This is a genomic window from Chimaeribacter arupi, assembly GCF_002858805.1.
In the GTDB taxonomy this organism is placed as follows: Bacteria; Pseudomonadota; Gammaproteobacteria; order Enterobacterales; family Enterobacteriaceae; genus Chimaeribacter; species Chimaeribacter arupi.
Genome location: NZ_PJZI01000013.1, coordinates 97,491 through 114,911, shown reverse-complemented (window position 1 = coordinate 114,911; position 17,421 = coordinate 97,491). Strand labels below are relative to the sequence as shown.

General features: G+C 62.3%; 15 protein-coding genes. 11 read left to right on the top strand and 4 right to left on the bottom strand.

Annotation, left to right across the window (positions count from 1 at the left end; genetic code table 11):
* Positions 1-7: 7 nt before the first annotated feature.
* Entirely contained in the window at positions 8-727 is a 720-nt protein-coding gene (gene proQ / locus CYR52_RS09885) for an RNA chaperone ProQ (RefSeq protein ID WP_072931003.1), read from the bottom strand.
* Positions 728-818: 91 nt separating this feature from the next.
* Positions 819-1,319, bottom strand: coding sequence for a GAF domain-containing protein (locus CYR52_RS09880; RefSeq protein WP_072931005.1), 501 nt, complete (start codon positions 1,317-1,319; stop codon positions 819-821).
* A gap of 358 nt (positions 1,320-1,677) precedes the next feature.
* On the opposite strand from CYR52_RS09880, the gene yebS reads away from it, so the two are divergent.
* From yebS to CYR52_RS09825, 11 genes are all read left to right on the top strand, one after another.
* The gene (gene yebS, locus CYR52_RS09875) at positions 1,678-2,925 is read left to right on the top strand and encodes a membrane integrity lipid transport subunit YebS (protein WP_079205286.1); all 1,248 of its coding nucleotides are present in this window, start codon (positions 1,678-1,680) and stop codon (positions 2,923-2,925) included.
* Entirely contained in the window at positions 2,894-5,527 is a 2,634-nt protein-coding gene (locus tag CYR52_RS09870) for a PqiB family protein (RefSeq protein ID WP_072931009.1), read from the top strand. Before yebS ends, CYR52_RS09870 begins: the two co-directional genes overlap by 32 nt.
* Before the next feature lie 220 nt (positions 5,528-5,747).
* Positions 5,748-7,136 (top strand): 16S rRNA (cytosine(1407)-C(5))-methyltransferase RsmF, encoded by a 1,389-nt coding sequence (gene rsmF / locus CYR52_RS09865; protein ID WP_246538578.1) that lies wholly within the window; start codon positions 5,748-5,750, stop codon positions 7,134-7,136.
* A 418-nt stretch (positions 7,137-7,554) separates the two neighbouring features.
* A complete protein-coding gene (locus CYR52_RS09860) occupies positions 7,555-8,085 on the top strand; it encodes a Csu type fimbrial protein (RefSeq protein ID WP_072931012.1) in 531 nt (176 codons plus the stop codon).
* An 11-nt stretch (positions 8,086-8,096) separates the two neighbouring features.
* Positions 8,097-8,648: a Csu type fimbrial protein gene (locus CYR52_RS09855; RefSeq protein ID WP_101828518.1), complete on the top strand. Its 552-nt coding sequence runs from the start codon at positions 8,097-8,099 to the stop codon at positions 8,646-8,648.
* A gap of 16 nt (positions 8,649-8,664) precedes the next feature.
* The gene (locus tag CYR52_RS09850) at positions 8,665-9,222 is read left to right on the top strand and encodes a Csu type fimbrial protein (protein WP_241521442.1); all 558 of its coding nucleotides are present in this window, start codon (positions 8,665-8,667) and stop codon (positions 9,220-9,222) included.
* 29 nt (positions 9,223-9,251) lie between these two features.
* Positions 9,252-10,016 carry a fimbrial biogenesis chaperone gene (locus tag CYR52_RS09845; RefSeq protein ID WP_101828526.1) on the top strand — a complete coding sequence of 255 codons (765 nt, stop codon included), beginning with the start codon at positions 9,252-9,254 and terminating at the stop codon, positions 10,014-10,016.
* Between the two features lie 553 nt (positions 10,017-10,569).
* Positions 10,570-12,945: a fimbria/pilus outer membrane usher protein gene (locus CYR52_RS09840; protein WP_101828525.1), complete on the top strand. Its 2,376-nt coding sequence runs from the start codon at positions 10,570-10,572 to the stop codon at positions 12,943-12,945.
* Positions 12,946-12,980: 35 nt separating this feature from the next.
* Positions 12,981-13,931 (top strand): Csu type fimbrial protein, encoded by a 951-nt coding sequence (locus tag CYR52_RS09835; RefSeq protein ID WP_072933350.1) that lies wholly within the window; start codon positions 12,981-12,983, stop codon positions 13,929-13,931.
* Between the two features lie 54 nt (positions 13,932-13,985).
* Positions 13,986-15,347: a GGDEF domain-containing protein gene (locus CYR52_RS09830; protein WP_079205341.1), complete on the top strand. Its 1,362-nt coding sequence runs from the start codon at positions 13,986-13,988 to the stop codon at positions 15,345-15,347.
* Positions 15,348-15,457: 110 nt separating this feature from the next.
* Positions 15,458-15,703, top strand: a complete 246-nt coding sequence (locus CYR52_RS09825; protein ID WP_072933342.1) for a DUF1480 family protein — start codon at positions 15,458-15,460, stop codon at positions 15,701-15,703.
* A gap of 660 nt (positions 15,704-16,363) precedes the next feature.
* Here CYR52_RS09825 and CYR52_RS09820 read toward each other — a convergent pair.
* Positions 16,364-16,984, bottom strand: a complete 621-nt coding sequence (locus CYR52_RS09820) for a hypothetical protein (protein ID WP_072933340.1) — start codon at positions 16,982-16,984, stop codon at positions 16,364-16,366.
* A gap of 10 nt (positions 16,985-16,994) precedes the next feature.
* The gene (locus CYR52_RS09815; RefSeq protein ID WP_072933338.1) at positions 16,995-17,384 is read right to left on the bottom strand and encodes an ASCH domain-containing protein; all 390 of its coding nucleotides are present in this window, start codon (positions 17,382-17,384) and stop codon (positions 16,995-16,997) included.
* Positions 17,385-17,421: the final 37 nt, after the last annotated feature.

Below are 17,421 nucleotides of genomic sequence, written 5' to 3'. Positions count from 1 at the left end.
CTCCGTATCAGAACTGCAAGTGTTCTGCGCGCACGATCATCGCCAGACCGGAGGAAAGCTGCACACGGACACCGTCTTTGGCAATTTCCAATACGGTGGCATCCATCGCGCTTTTACCGGCCCGGACTTTGATCTCTTGGCCAATCTGCAGTTTTGAGATGTCGGTGACGGGCACCAGACTTGCCGGGCTCTCCTGACGTTCAGCGCGAGGCTCTTTAGCCTGTTGCGGACGCGGTGAGCGCGGCTTGCGGGTTTCCTGGGCGGCGGCGTTTTCACGGCGCGGCGCAGGTTTTTTACCCGCCGGGCGTGGGCGGCGGGCAGGCGCAGCATCCGGGGTTTCCCCGTTGGCAGCAGCCGCTTCGCGACGCTTAGCCTGCTGTTCGGCACGTTGCGCCTGGACGCGGGCTTTCGCCTCTTCCAGTTGCTTACGCGCATGTTCAACATGCTGTTCTTCAAGCTCGCCGCATGGGTTGCCGTCTAAATCGACGCGCTGGGCACCGACTTTAACGCCATACAGATAGCGCCAGCTTGAGGTATAAAGGCGCAGGGCGGAACGCAATTGCGTTTTGCTGAGGTTCTCCTCAGCCTGAACGCGCTCCACAAGATCCTGAAAAATGCCGATCTTTAACGGACGCGCTTCGCCTTCGGCGGTGAAACAGAGCGGGAACCGCTCAGCCAGATAGGCGATGACTTCTTTACTACTGTTCAACTTAGGTTGATTTTCCATGAAATTTCCTGATTACAACGGGTTTGCCAACCGGCGCAGGCATGAACAGGCGCCATTATAATGACGCCATCAGTAAATGCCACGTTATCCGTTAATCATCGTGAGAAAGAAGGACATATTTTGCCGCGTCGCACTGTTCCAGCTGTGCACAAAGCGCGTCAACCACTGCAATCAGGCCGGTTTCGTCTTCTTCATCGAAGCGTTGATAAACTGTGCTGTCAATGTCCAGTACCCCGATGATCTGCCCGCCGACCCGCAGCGGCAACACGATTTCGGCATTGCTGGCCGCGTCACAGGCGATATGGCCGGGGAATGCGTGGACGTCACCCACACGCTGGACAGCCTGTTCTGACACTGCCGTCCCGCAGACGCCCTTACCCACCGGAATACGCACACAGGCGATTTTTCCCTGGAACGGCCCCAGCACCAGCGTTTTGCCGTCCATCAGGTAGAAACCTGCCCAGTTCACGCCTTCAAGGCGCTCATACAGCAGCGCACTGGCATTGGCCAGCGTGGCAATAAAATTGGTTTCGCCGGACAGCAGCGCGCCCATGTCACGTTTTAATTCTGTGTAGAATGCGTTTTTGTTCATGTCATGACCATAAAATCTGTAAGGGTAACCCGCGCTGACAGCGCTTAGCCCCTATAAAATAAGCATTAAATGCGTATCGTCACAAGGTTAATCGGCGGTTACTTCACAAAACCCCCTGTGTCGGGGTATGTTGGCCGCTGAAAGTCGCCGGATTTATCTGAACCATGCCTGACCGCGCCCTCATTTCACGCTACGCTAAGTGTCTAGACATGCATCAAAAAACGCGTCTCCCTTCCGGCCACGACCGCCGGAGGCGGATTGTGCCCCAGATACGATGCAGGGAAAGCACATTTTTTTGTAACCAGGTGGCACAGACCCCTCACAGGCTGTTCACGCACCTTCTGCCGAGTCCGGAATCATGAAAATAGAGACACTCTCCGGCCCGTTGCCCCAGGCCCGCTACCAGCGTTGCAGTGAGTGCGACATGCTGTTTACCCTGCCGTTCCTCAGCGGCACGGAATCCGCCTACTGCCCGCGCTGCAATGCCAGGGTGGAGAAAGGGCGCGACTGGTCGCTGACGCGCCTGGCGGTGGTGGCCGTGACCGCGCTGCTGCTGATGCCGTTTGCCTTCAGCGAGCCGCTGGTAAGCATCCGCCTGCTCGGCACCCGCATCGAGGCCTCCCTGCTGGAAGGCGTCTGGCTGATGACCGACCAGAATTCGCCGCTCACCGGCAGCATGGTGCTGTTCTGCACCGTGGGCGCACCGCTGACGCTGGTGCTCTCCCTGCTCTATCTGTATCTCGGGCGGCAGCTCGGCATGAACCTGCGGCCGGTGCTGTTGATGCTGGACCGGCTGAAAGAGTGGGTCATGCTGGACATCTACCTGGTCGGCATGGGCGTGGCGTGCATCAAAGTCAAAGAGTATGCCGACATCACGCCCGGTCCGGCGCTGATTGCCTACCTGGCAGTGATGCTGCTGACGCTTTTGCTGCTGATCCACCTCAACGTGGAGCAACTCTGGCTGCGCCTCTACCCCCAGCCACAGCCGGGCGGCGATCCCGCCACGTTCCGGCTCTGCCTGCCGTGCAAATTTACCGGCCACCCGGATGCCCGCGGCCGCTGCCCGCGCTGCCATGTGCCGATGCGCCTGCGCCGCCGCCACAGCCTGCAAAAGAGCTGGGCTGCGCTGCTGGCGGCGATGGTGTTTCTACTGCCGGCCAACCTGCTGCCGATCTCCATCATCTACGCCAACGGCGAACGCATGGAAGACACCATTTTCTCCGGGGTGGTGTCGCTCGCCACCTCCGGCAATATCCCGATTGCCGGGATCGTCTTCATCGCCAGTGTGCTGGTGCCTTTTACCAAGGTCATCGTGCTGCTGGTGCTGCTGCTCAGCATCCATTTCCGTACCCAGCACAGCCTGAAAACCCGTATCCGCCTGCTGCGGCTGGTGACCTGGATTGGCCGCTGGTCAATGCTCGACCTGTTTGTGATAGCGCTGATGATGTCACTGATCAACCGCGATCAGTTGCTCTCGTTTACCATGGGGCCGGCTGCCTTTTATTTCGGCAGTGCGGTGTTCTTAACTATCCTGGCCGTACACTGGCTGGATAGCCGTTTGATTTGGGATGCACATGCAACACGAAACGCCGACTACACCGACTAAGGCGCGGATAAAAAAGAAGCGCCGGATTTCCCCGTTCTGGTTACTGCCGTTTATTGCCCTGATGATTGCCGGCTGGCTTATCTGGAGCAACTATCAGGAGCGCGGCAGCACGGTGACCATCTCCTTCCAGTCTGCGGCGGGCATTGTCGCCGGGCGCACGCCGGTGCGCTATCAGGGGGTGGAGGTGGGCACCGTCCAGACCATCAGCCTGAGCAAGGATCTGCGCAACATCCTGGTTAAGGTCAGCATCCGCAGTGAACTGGAAGATGCGCTGCGCGACGGCACCCAGTTCTGGCTGGTGACGCCCAAGGCCTCGCTGGCCGGGGTGTCCGGGCTGGATGCGCTGGTGGGCGGCAACTACATCGGCATGATGCCCGGCCCCGGCGAACCGAAAACCCAGTTCACCGCCCTCGACACCCAGCCGAAATTCCGCCTGAACACCGGCGAGCTGATGGTGCACCTGCGGGCGGCGGACCTCGGCTCCCTGAACACCGGCTCGCTGGTCTATTACCGCAAAATCCCGGTCGGCAAGGTCTACGACTACGACATCGCGCCCGGCAAAGAGGGTGTGACCATTGATGTGCTGATCGACCGCCGCTTCGCCAATCTGGTGAAGCGCGACAGCCGCTTCTGGAATGTCTCCGGCTTCCAGGGCGATTTCAGCCTGCAAGGGGCGTCGGTCAAAATGGAGAGCCTGGCGGCGCTGGTCAACGGGGCAATTGCCTTTGACTCCCCCACCGGCGGCACCCCGGCCTCCGCGGAACAGACCTACCAGCTCTACCCCGACCTGGCGCACAGCCAGCGCGGCGTGCTGATCCACCTCGACCTGCCCTCGGGCGACGGCCTGAACGCCAACCATACCCCGCTGATGTACCAGGGGTTACAGGTCGGTACCCTGACGGCAGTCACGCTGGAAAAAGGCGGCAAGGTCAGCGGTGAGCTGACGGTAGACCCGTCGGTGGTGGAACTGATGCGCAGCGGCACGCGCATTGAGCTGAACAGCCCGAAACTCAGCCTGAGCGATACCCGCCTCAGCGCGCTGCTCACCGGCAGCACTCTGGAGCTTATCCCCGGCGAGGGTGAGCGGCAGGATCGCTTCACGGTGTTCGACAGCAGCCTGAAACTGTTGCAGCAGCCCAATGTGCTGACGCTGGAACTGCTCGCGCCGCAGACCTACGGCATTAACCCCGGCCAGCCGCTGATCCTGTACGGCATCAATGTCGGCCAGGTGCTGTCACGCGACCTCACGGACGCCGGTATCCTGTTCAAAGTCGCGGTCAAACCGGAATACCGCCACCTTATCCATCAGGACAGCAAATTTGTGGTCAACAGCCGGGTCAATGTGAAGCTGGGGCTGGACGGGCTACAGGTCAGCGGGGCCAGCGCCGCAGAGTGGATTGACGGCGGCATCAAGATCCTGCCGGGCGAGAAAGGCGACCCGGCGGGCCGCTACCCGCTCTACAGTGATGAGCAGAAAGCAGAAGAAGGCACCCAGAGCGACACCCCGAAACCCACCCTGACGCTGACCGCCGACAGCCTGCCGGATGTGCAGGCCGGTTCGGTCGTGCTCTACCGTAAATTCCAGGTGGGTGAAATCACGGATATCCGCCCGCGCGCCAACGCCTTCGATGTGGACGTCTATATCCAGCCGGAGTACCGCAAGCTGCTCACGGACAAAAGCATCTTCTGGGCCGAAGGCGGCGCGAAAGTGCAGCTGAACGGGGCCGGTTTCTCTGTGCAGGCCTCCCCGCTCAACCGGGCGCTGAAAGGGGCAATCAGCTTCGATAACCTGGAAGGCGTCACCTTTACCAAAGGGGTGAAACGGGTGCTCTACGCCAACGAAACCGCCGCACGGGCGGTGGGCAGCCAGATCACCCTGACCACCTTTGACGCCAGCAAACTCTCACCGGGTATGCCGATCCGCTACCTGGGCATCGACATCGGCCAGGTGGAGTCGCTGAAGCTGACGCCGGAACGCAACCAGGTGGATGCCAAAGCAGTGCTCTACCCGGAATATGTGCAGAACTTTGCCCGCACCGGTACCCGGTTCTCGATTGTGTCGCCGGAGATCTCCGCCGCCGGGGTCAGTAACCTCGACACGCTGATCCAGCCCTACATCAATGTGGAACCGGGCGCAGGCGGCCATATGGCGCGCACCTTTGAATTGCAGGAAGCCACCATCACCGACTCACGTTACACCGACGGGCTGGGGATTGTGCTGGATGCGGCAGAAACCGGCTCGCTGTCAGTGGGCACGCCGATCCTCTACCGCGGCATTGAGGTCGGCACCGTCACCGGGTTCTACCTCGGCTCGATGGGCGACCGGGTGCATGTCACGCTGCGCATCAGCAAAAAGTACCAGCACCTGGTGCGCAACAATTCGGTGTTCTGGCTGGCTTCCGGCTATAACCTGCAATTCGGCCTGACCGGCGGCGTGATCAAAAGCGGCACCTTCCAGCAGTTTATCCGCGGCGGCATCGCCTTTATGACCCCGCCAAGCATTCCGCTGGCACCGAAGGCCCTGCCCGGCAAGCATTTCCTGCTCAACAGCGAGGAGCCGAAAGGCTGGCAGAGCTGGGGCACCGCCATCCCGCAGAATTGATCCGGCGGGAACGTCTCTCCTTTAAAGCAGCCTGCGGGCTGCTTTTTCTTTTTTGGCGCCGCCCGCAGGCGGCTTTTCCCGGCCGGGCCGCCATTTCACCGCCGCACCGCAGGTGTGCTAGACTGCGCGCCACTTTTATTGCGCTTGCGGACTCCTCCCTGTGGCTAAACACCTCTCTGCTTTCCTGCCGCCTGAATTCCTCGCGGCCACCCGTGCCATCATGCCCGCCGACCTGTCGATGGACGATTTTATCGCCGCCTGCCAGCGCCCGTTGCGCAGCAGCCTGCGCGTCAACACCCTGAAGATAAGTGTGGCGGACTTCACCGCCCGCGCCGCCGCCTATGGCTGGCAGCTTTCGCCCGTGCCGTGGTGCGCGGAAGGGTTCTGGATTGAACGCAGTGATGACGAAAGCCAGCGGCTCGGCAACATGCTGGAACACCTGGCCGGGCTGTTTTACCTGCAGGAAGCCAGCTCGATGTTGCCGGTCAGCGCGCTGTTCAGCGGCAATGCCCTGCCGGAACGGGTACTGGACGTGGCCGCCGCCCCCGGCTCGAAAACCACCCAGATTGCGGCCCGCATGGGCAACCTCGGCGGCATTGTCGCCAATGAATATTCCGCCAGCCGGGTCAAGGTGCTGCACGCCAACATCAGCCGCTGCGGCGTCAGCAACAGCGCGCTGACCCACTTTGACGGCCGGGTATTTGGGGCCGCGCTGCCGGAGACCTTTGATGCGATTTTGCTCGATGCGCCCTGCTCCGGCGAAGGCGTGGTACGCAAAGATCCGGATGCCATGAGCAACTGGTCGCCGGAGAGCATCGTCTCCATTGCTGCCACCCAGCGGGAACTTATCGACAGCGCGTTCCATGCGCTGAAACCGGGCGGCACGCTGGTTTACTCCACCTGTACCCTGAACGCCCAGGAGAACCAGGACGTCTGCCGCTGGCTGCTGGCACGCTACCCGGACGCCGTGACCACAGAGCCGCTGGACGACCTCTTCCCCGGTGCCGCACGGGCTGCGACGCCGGAAGGGTTCCTGCATGTTTTCCCGCAGATTTTTGACAGCGAAGGCTTCTTTGTGGCGCGGCTGCGTAAAACCGCGGCGGTCACCCCGTTGCCGGCGCCCACCTATAAAGTGGGCGCGTTCCCCTTCTCACCGCTGCCGGGCAAAGAGCGCGACGCCGTCACCCAGGCGGCACGGGCGGCCGGGCTGCCGCTGCCCGACACCCATACCCTGTGGCTGCGTGACAAAGAGATTTGGCTGTTCCCGCAGGCGCTGACCCCGCTGTTCGGCAAGGTGCGTTTCTCGCGCATTGGCCTGAAGCTGGCGGAACGTTTCCCGAAAGGCTATCGCTGGCAACATGAGGCCGTGGTGGCGCTGGCCGACACCGCCGGCCATACCACGCTGGAACTGGACGCAGAACAGGCGCAGAGCTGGTTTATGGGGCGTGACCTCTACCCGGAAACGCTGCCCGCCGGGGATGAATTTATCCTGACCTGGCTTGGCCAGCCGCTTGGCCTGGCCAAGCGCATCGGCAGCCGCATCAAAAATGCTCTGCCGCGTGAACTGGTGCGCGACGGTGCCGCCTTTGTGATGCTGCCCCCGGTGTGATCCTCTTCACTTCATAGGCGGGCTAAGGCCCGCTTTTCTTATTATTCCGGCTCAGATAACCCGGTTTTCCTGCTCAAAAAATAATCAATTCTTTAAAAAAACCCTGCAAAACATTAATAAAACTAATTAATACTTCATTTTTAGTTTGTTACATGCGTTATCAAGAAATTACCTTCGATTAACACCTAATTTACATCACATCTTTTTATGCACCCTTTTCACCGCTTGCAACGGAAAAAGTGGCGTCATTACCCCTCAGTGGCTTTTTTTTATTTTTAAGAGGAAATATGACCAAATGTATTCTAATAATTAATCTTATTAACAAGATTAACCATTGATCTGCGTGGAGGACGCCCCAGGCCGGCTTCTGATGTGTCTTACTGATTCAGCTTTTGTTTTTTACTGAAAGGAACAGGTTATGAAGAAAACACAACTCACGCTGGCGACCGCCGCGTTGATGATGCTGACCCCGACTGCCCCGCTGTTTGCCGGTACGGTCACCGGGAACATGGGGGTCACCCTGACGGTGGGGGCCGGGTGCGAAGTGGTCGGCGGGAACTCCACCGGCGCGGTAAACCAATTCGGTACCCTGAGCTTTGGCGAGTACTCTTCCCTGGCTAACATCATTAATTCCCAGTCAACGGATGCCGCCGGTACCGGCAGCCTTCAGTTGCTCTGCACCACCGGCACCCCGTTTACCGTGGCACTGGATAACGGCGTGAACGCCGCCGGGGGGCAACGGCGGATGGCAGGCACCGGTGGCGCGTTTATTAACTACAACCTTTACCAGGAACCGGCGCGGACCACCCTCTGGGGGCCGGGCACCCCGCTGGCGGGCACCGGTACCGGCACCCCGGTTAACCTGATCGTCTATGGTCAGGTGCCGGCGCAGACCACCCCGGCGGCCGGTACCTACACGGATACCGTGACCATGACCGTCACCTGGTAACGCCCCGCGCGATGAACAGCAGCCACGGAAAGGACGCCGGGCGGGCCGGGTTACGGCGGGCAGCCGCGTTGATCATGCCGGTACTGATGCTGCCGGCATGGCCGGTCACGGCCGTCACCAAGACCGCCTCGGTCGGCTTTAACGCCACACTGGTGGCTGCCTGCTCAGCCGGCACCACCAGCAACGGCGTGGTGAGTTTCGGCACGCTCGATTTCGGCACCACCTCTTTTCTCTCCCGCCCCATCAACGTCACCGGCCAGCAAAACGCCGGGGCGATCCGACTCCAATGCAATAACGGCACGGCGTGGCGGGTGCTGCTGAACGGCGGGAACAGCGGCAGCACGGCAAGCCGCTATCTGGTGGGTGGCCCCACGGCCCAGCGGGTCACCTACAACCTCTATACCAACGCGGCCTACACCACCGTCTGGGACAACGTCACCGGCGTTTCCGGCACCGGTAACGGCCAGATTATCTACCTGCCGGTGTATGGGCGGATACCGGCGCAGGCCACGCCCTCTGTGGGAAATTACAGTGACACGGTTCAGGTCACCGTCAGCTGGTAACAGGAGAGCCGCCGTGATGCGATGCAGATTCCCGGCCTGGCTGCCGGTGATGGCCCTGCTGCTGGCGTCCGGTGCCGGGGCGGATACCGGGGTGGATGACCTGAGCAAAAGCCAGGCGTTTACCCTGAGCGCCACCCTGGTGAACGGCTGCGTGCTGGGCAGCGGCAGTGCTGACGTCAGCACCTTCGGGTCGCTGAGCTTCGGCACGATTTCGTCGTTGGCAGTGCCGGTGGATGCGGTCACCAGCCAGGGCAGCGGGTCGATTGTGCTGAAGTGCACCCCCGGCGCGCCGGTGACACTGGCGCTGGGCAACGGCAATAACGTCACGGGTTCGATTGCGGCCGGCCGCCGGATGCTCAACACCGCGACCAATGAAACCCTGGCCTATCAGCTTTACCAGAATGCCGCCCGCACCACCGTGTGGGGCAACGGCAGCAACGGCGGCACTACCCTGGTGCTCAGCGCCAACGGCGCGGTACAGGAGTACAAAATTTATGCCAGGGTGCTGCCGGCCGCGACCATGCCCAGCGCGGGCAACTACAGCGACAGCGTGCTGGTCACCGTGACCTATTGATCTTGATTGAAATGAAAAGGATGTTTGGCATGAAGTTAACGGTATGGGTCTCCTTGTGGTGTGCCCTGATCTCCCCCTTCCTCAGCGCGACGGCGCAGGCCGCTGCCGCGATCCTCATCTGGCCGATTGATCCGGTGATTGAATCTCACCAGCAGGCTTCGGCGCTCTGGCTGGAGAACCGCGACAGCAAGCCGGTCTACCTTCAGGTGCGCATCCTGAGCTGGCAGCAGGGTAACGGCGAAGATCGCTACGCCGGCCAGACCGAGGTGATCCCCAGCCCGCCGGTGGCCTCTATCGCCCCCGGCAAGCGCCAGTTGGTGCGGCTGGTGAGGAACAGCCAGGTGCCGCCCGGCCAGGAGCGGGCTTACCGCATTCTGGTGGATGAGGTACCGCAGGGCGATGCCGCCCCGGAAACCAACAGCCTGGGGTTAAAATTCCAGATGCGCTATTCGGTGCCGCTGTTTGTCAGCGGGCCGGGGGTCTGGACCAAACAGGATTACGAACACCCGCGGGATTACGCCGAAGCGGCCCAGCCGGTGCTCCATTTTCGCGCCGTCTCTGCCCAGGGCAAAGCCTGGCTGATGGTGCGGAACCAGGGGGCGGTTCATGCCCGCATCTCCCGCGTCTCCTGGCTCTCCGGGACACGCCGCATCAGCCTGAGCGAGGGGCTGCTGGGGTATGTGCTGCCGGGGCAAGAGATGCGTTTCCCGCTGAAACAGACCGTGGGCGGGGCTACCCGGCTGGAGGCGACGGTCAATGACAACCCGCAGCCTGTCACGATCTCCGCTTACTGACCGGCGATCCCAGGGTGATCCTATGCACTGCGCCCGGCAGGAGGCGCTGATGCGCTGCCGGCACACCGGGTTGCTGCCGCCGCTGCTGATGGTGCTGGCACTGCTCAGCGCCCAGGCCGGGGCCGGGGCGCTTTCCCCGGAGCCTGCCGCTGCGCCCGGTTTGCCTTCGCCACCGTTGGCGGGGGCTGACTCTGCGCCCTCGCTGCCGGCGGAGCCTGCTTCGCCCTCGCCTGCGGAGATTGCCGCGACATATGACGTTCCCCCGCCCGCCGCCATGGCGGCTGACTCTGCGCCTTCACCGACGGAGCCTGCCGCGGCCTCCGGTTTGCCTCCGCCGCCGGTGGCTGTCGCGGCATCCACGCCCTCCCCAGGCCCGGACGCCGCCGCATCCACACTGCCGCCGCTACCTGCCGCGGCCTCCGGTTTGCCCCCGCCGCCGGCGGCGGTCGCGGCATCCACGCCCTCCCCAGCCCCGGCTGCCGCCGCATCCACACTGCCGCCGCCACCTGCCGCAGCCTCTGGTTTGCCCCCGCCGCCGGCGGCGGTGCCGGCCATGCCGGACACCCTGCTCTACCTGGAAATTGTGGTGAACGGGCAGCCGGGCGGCCAGGTGTTGCCGGTCGAGTACCGCGGCGGCCACTACTATTTAACGCCCGACCAGCTGCGCAACGCCGGGGTGCCGCTGCAACAAACCGGCGCGCAGCCGGTGGCGATTGACCAGATCGACAGCCGCCTGCAGGTGAGGTACAGCGGGGAAACCCAGCAACTGCTGATTACCGTGCCGGGGGACTGGCTGCCGTCGCAACGCATCGGCGAAGGCCCGTCGGAGAATTACCTGCCGGCAGAGAGCAGCCCCGGCCTGCTGTTTAATTACGAGGTGTACGCCAGCCAGACGCCGGATTCCCAGACCCACGGGTTTGTCTCCGCCTGGACTGAGCAGCGGTTGTTCGGGGGGTTTGGCGCGGTGACCAACAACGGCATCTACCGGCGTGATCTGGGTTCTGCCGAAGGCGTGGAGAGCGAGAACCGTTACATCCGCTACGACACCCAGTGGCAATATAACGACGACGTCAACATGATGAGCTACAGCGCCGGGGATGTGATCACCGGCGCCCTGCCGTGGAGCAGCGCCGTCCGGCTGGGCGGGCTTCAGGTGTCGCGCAATTTCTCTACCCGCCCGGATCTGGTCACCTATCCGCTGCCGGCCTTTGCCGGGCAGGCCGCGGTGCCGAGCACCGTGGATCTCTATATCAACAGCTATAAAACCAACAGCAGCCAAGTGAACCCCGGCCCCTTCACCATCGACAGCGTGCCCTTTGTCAGCGGCGCGGGCGAGGCCACGGTGGTGACCACCGACGCGCTCGGGCGGCAGGTGTCCACGGTGGTGCCTTTCTATGTCGCCAGTGAGCTGTTGCAGGCGGGCCTGACGGATTACAGCGTCAGTGCCGGGGCGATACGCCAGAATTATGGCATCCGCTCTGCCGACTACGGCGACCCGGCGGCCAGCGGGCTGGTGCGCCACGGCCTCACAGACTGGCTGACGCTGGAGGCGCAGGCCGAAGGCGCGCCCGGTATGGCGGTAGGCGGGGCCGGGGCCGGGGTGCGCGTTGGCCGCTTTGGCGTGCTGAACCTCGCCTGGAGCGGCAGCAGCAGCCGTGCCGATGCGTTTGACCAGTCGGAACAGGCCGCACAGGCGCTGGACAACCGCACCGGCGCGGGCATTGGCGACAGCGACGTGAGCGGCCCCATCAGCGACTTCAGCACCGGCACCCTGTTGCCGCCGGAAGGCGGACGCGGATCCCAGGTGTCGCTCGGTTACACCTTCAGCAATCAACGCTTCAGCCTGAATGCCCAGCGCATCCTGCGCAGTGAACACTATGCCGATCTCTCCAACTACAACACCCGCTCCCGCCTGAGCCGCCGCAGTGACCAGCTTACCGGCAGCCTCAGCCTCGGCCGGTTCGGCACCCTCGGCAGCGGCTATTTTGACGTACGGGATGCCCAGGGCGGCCGCACGCGGCTGGTCAACCTCAGCTACAGCAAAAGCCTGTGGGGCAACAGCTCCTTTTACGCCACCGTGAACCGCGCCATCGGCGGTGAGGGGTTCAATGCCCAGCTGATGTTAAGCATTCCGTTCGGGGACGCAGGCACCGCCAGCTTCAGCGCCACCCGTGACACCGATAACCAGTGGAGCGGGCGCGCCACCTACAGCCGCGCCATCCCGTCCGACGGTGGGTTTGGCTGGAACATCGCCTACGCGGATGGGCAGGTCAGCAACAGCCAATACCAGCAGGCTGATTTGAGCTGGCGCGGCGACCACCTTGAAACGCGCGGCGGCATTTACGGCAACAGCGGCCGCTTTACCCGCTGGGGGCAGGTCAGCGGCTCACTGGTGGCGATGGACGGCCGGGTCTACGCCGCCAACCAGGTGAACGACGCCTTTGCGCTGATCTCCACCAGCGGCCATGGCGGCATCCCGGTCTCTTATGAGAACCAGCGCATCGGTGAAACCGATGAGCGCGGCTACCTGCTGGTGCCTTCGGTCACCTCGTTCTACCACGCCCGCTTCCAGATTGACCCGCTCAACCTGCCGGCGGAGGTCAGTGTGCCCACGGTGGAACAGACGCGATCCCTGCGCCGTGACAGCGGGCTGCTGATCACCTTCCCGGTAAACACCCTCTCCTCCGCCAACCTGACGCTGGTCGGCCCCGATGGCCGGCCGCTGCCCAACGGCAGCCCGGTCACCCTCGCCGGGTCGGCAAAGAAAAGTTACGTCGGCTGGGACGGCCTGGTCTGGCTGGAGGAGATCACGCAGGAGAACCTGCTGACCATTACCCGCGCAGATGACGGATCCGTCTGCCGGGTCACCGTGCGGGTGCCGCGCCCACAGGGCATCCATAACCTGGGGCCGCTGGTGTGCCGCCCCTGATGCTGTTGACTGCCGATTATTCACAGGAGCCTGAGATGAACACCGCAATCCGTTTTCCCCTACGCGCTGCCGGGTGGCTGCTCCCTCTGATGCTGCTGTCCGCCGGTGCCTGGGCGGATTGCGCCATCGGCAACGGCACGGTGAACCTCGGCACCCAGAGTTCATTTACCGCCTACACCACGCAGTTCCGCGCGCAAGGCACCGGCGGGCTGAGCTGTACCGGTGCCACGGTCAACCTGCTGACCAACAACACCGTGCGCGGCACCATCCAGTCCACCACCAACGCCATGCGGCTGGCGAATACTGACGGCTCCGGGGACGCCATTCCCTACCTGATCTACCCGGACCCCAACTATCAGTACGCCTTCAGCACCGGCCAGACCATGGACTACGGCAGCCTGGGCCTGCTGCCGGCGCTGTTCCAGTCCAGCAACGTCGTCGTGCCGGTCTACATCCGCACCACCACCGGGGCCAATGTACGTTCCGGCACCTATACTGATGTGATTAACATCAGCTGGACGTACTCCGTCTGCACCCTGGGGGTGGTGGGTGCCTGCCTGAGCGCCTGGACCGGCACCGGGGTGGCGGCGGTGACGGTGACCGCCATCATCACCAAAGATTGCGCCATCAACAGCACCCCGAATGTCAACCTCGGTAGCATGGCGCTGGTCAGCCAGTTCAGCGCTGTCACCCAGAGCGTGACCCTGACCTGCACCAAAACCGAGGGGTATAAAACCTACTTTACCAACGGCAATAACTACGGCACCCCGTGGCGGCGGATGCGCAACGGCACCACCAGCAACTACATTCAGTACCAGATTTACCAGGCCAACGGCACCACCATCTGGGACAGTAACAGCAAGCTGACCGGCATCGGCACCGGCCTGAGCCAAAGCCTCTCTTACGTGGTGCGTGTCAACACCGCTCAGCTGGCACAACCGGCCGGTAACTACAGCGACACCGTCAGCCTGGTGCTGGAATATTGAGTGTATGGCGGCACAGGCCATGCGCCGCCGACTTCCCGTTTTGGAGAGCGCATCATGCGACATGATGACCATAAAGAGAGCCAGGCCAGTACCGCCCTCCTGTGTGAACCGGACAACCCGCGCCTGTTCCAGCTGGAATCGATTTATGCCCATGCCCCGGTCGGGCTCTGTTTTATTGACCTGGCTTTCCGTTATGTCACGGTCAACGATGCGATGGCGGCGATCCTTGGGCTGCACCCGGCGCAAATGACCGGCCATGAGGTCGGGTCATTTAACCCGGCCTTCCGCACGCTGGTCAGTGAGGCGCTGGCCCATGCCGCCGCCGGGCAGGCGATGCAGGATCGGGAGTTCAGCCTGGGTAACCGGGACTATTTTATCCGGATTAACCCGGCGGCCGATGCCCGCGGGCAGGTAAGTGGCCTGTCGCTGGCCCTGATCGACCTCACCAGCATGAAGCAGATGGAGCGGGCGCTGCGTGAAAGCCAGGAGCACTACCGCAATATGGTGGAGCTGAACCCGCAACTCCCGTGGACCGCTGACCCGAACGGCCTGCTGACCGATGTCAGCAGCCGTTTCCAGCGCATTACCGGGTTGCCGCAACAGGATATTTTAGGCGACCGCTGGGTGCAGGCGATCCACAACGATGATCGCCGCCGCGCCCTGGAGAGCTGGGAACGGAGCCTGAAAAGCGGGATGCCGCTCGACATGGAGGTACGCTTTTGCCACGTGGAGCGCGGCTGGAACTGGATGCGCCTGCGCGCGGCGGCCCGCTTTGCGCCGGAGGGGCAGATCATGCGCTGGTACGGCACCGCCGAGGACATCCACGAGCGCAAACTGCTGGAACTGAAACTGGTGAAAGCCAACCGCCGTCTGGAGATTCAGGCGCACACCGACGCCCTGACCCGGCTGCCCAACCGGCGCGAGTTCAAAAAAGTGCTGGGGTATGAGTTTATGCGCGCCCGGCGCGCGCTCTCCCCGCTGTCACTGGTGATGATCGATGTCGACTACTTTAAAGCCTTCAACGACCAGTATGGCCACCTGTCGGGGGATGCCTGTTTGCGGCTGATCGCGCGCACCCTGCGCCGCGCGCTGAAGCGCAGCACCGATGTGGTCACCCGCTTTGGCGGTGAGGAGTTTGCGGCCATCCTGCCGGACACTGACCCGGACGGCGCGCAGGTGGTGGCACGGCAGCTGATGGAGGCGGTGCGCGGGCTGGGCATCCGCCATCAGGGCAGCGATATTGGCTATGTCACCATCAGCCTGGGTACGGCCACGTACTGCCCGGCAGATCGGGAAGATGAGATTGAACAGGCGGATATTCTGACCGCTGCGGACGAGGCACTTTACCTCGCTAAAAACCAGGGCCGTAATCAGGCAGCGATGATGGCGGTCACACCCCGCTTATCGCGCTTCTGATTCCCCGCTTCCTGCGCAGGCCGATGCTGGCAATTTTGTCCCGCTCGGCTACGCTCAACAGAGGGACCAGACTGGTCATACCTCACCCGCCAGCCAGAGAGGATCGCATCATGGGCAAAACCACGGTAAAAATCGGAAGTTATGAGATCGATGACGCGGAGCATTCAGCGTCGGATGAGCGCGGTGGGCCTACACTGCGTATTCCCTGCAAATCTGACCCGGAATTGTGTATGCAGCTTGATGGTTGGGACGAAAACACCAGCATCCCGGCAACGCTCAATGGGCAGCAGTCGATACTGTATAAACAGCATTACGATAAGGCGGAGGATGTGTGGGTGATGAGGTTCGGGAGTTAGCGCGGGACGCGCCGGGACGCTCGTCCTGCCCGGTGGGCGAGCGTGGCCTGTTGGTTTACGGTGTTGGCTCAGGGGCCGAAAGGCCGGGTGTTAAAGGTGTGGGCATTTAGTATGTTGTAATGAAGTAGGCTGATTTGCTGAGGATAAGGTGTTTAAATTTCTAGTATGTTGTAATGAAACTAAGGGTGGAAGGTTTCGGTTGCTCATGTGCGGTTATCTACCCGGCCCACATTGCCTCAACCGAGCAGGGCGTGCCGGTGCGCCCGCCCTGCACCCGCGCACTTTCGGTGCCCCGGCTGAATCATTGCCCGCTACCGCGGGTGGCCCTTATTCCGCCTCCGGGCTTTCCGGGCCGGTACAGACACGCCTCCCAGCGTGACTGTAGCTCTCGCGGGATTATTCGCCCCATCTCTGGGGCTCACCCCTTTGGGGCCAACGCTTCGCGTTGTTCAAATTGGCTCCCGGCCAATTTGTCCTGCTCGCTCGCCCGGCCCTGCGACTCTATTCGGCAATGATTTTTACGCCCCCACCCTTTCTGCAAATTTTTAAGTCTGTAAGGAAAGAATAGGTGAGGGTTTCTGCGCGTTCTGTGTGCTTGCTCAGCCCTGCGGCTCTAATCGACAATGATTAGCACGATGAAAATGCGGGGCTAGAGACCTGTTACTTGTCTGACTCGGGAGCGGAGAGTGCGATGCCGCGGCCGGCGAAGAAGCGGGCAAAGGTGGCCAGCGGGAGCGTGACGTAAGACTGCGTTTCCGGGCGGTCGCCGGAAGGATTATGGAAAGTAATGTGGCGATCGTCAGCCGCTGACACCAGCACCAGGTGGCCGCCGGTATGGGGCGGGCAGCACGCCGGCTGGCGGATCGAGGGGTGAACAGAGGCGATAAACCATGAATACCGGGTAAGCAGCGGTGCTATCTCACCGGCGGTGATCCCGGTGGTGACTGCCGCATCCATTGCCCAGGCTTCCTTTACGTAAGCGACAAAGGGCGCATAAATCAGGCCGCGAAGGCTGTTGCCTTCACGCACGTACGTGCCGTAGGGCAGGCTCGCGCGCGCCAGGTGCAACAGCGGCGGCGGCGGATAACCGCTGGCGGCCAGCGCCATCTTCAGGCAACACATCCCACAGAGGTGGTTCGCCCACTCAATAAATTCCGCCTGCGTCCTGGCCCCGGAGGCCGCCCAGTGCGTAATGCCTGCCAGAGACTGCCGCCCGTCAAGCAGGGCGGCGGCCTCGGTGGGGGATTCCCACTGGCTGAAATACGGGACGGAACCGGGCAAACCGTCAGCCTCAGAATGTCTCGATAACGCGGAAATTCATTAATACCAGCGTCATCTGCGGGGAAAACATCTCATACTCTTCGAAAAAGGCCTGCTGCTGCTGACGCCAGTTGGCCAGCGTGCCGTCCCCTTCGTTTTCCGCTTTGGCATGGGATTCCGGCACCTGATCAAACGGCACCAGATCGGTCGCCGTCAGCTCAACAGCACATACCGGCTGATTGCGCCCGTCCACGATCAAAAACTGATCGCCGACCTGCGGCACACCCTCGTCGTCCAGCGCAGCACAGGTGGCGGTTTTTGTGCCGTCGACCACCCGCTGCGCCAGCAGGTCTGCTTGCGCTTCATTATCCGCGAAAGCCCAACGCTCAAGATCCTGATACTTTTCCGGCAATGTCTTCATTGTTTCGCTCACTTTTACCGGCGCGGCACCTGGCCGC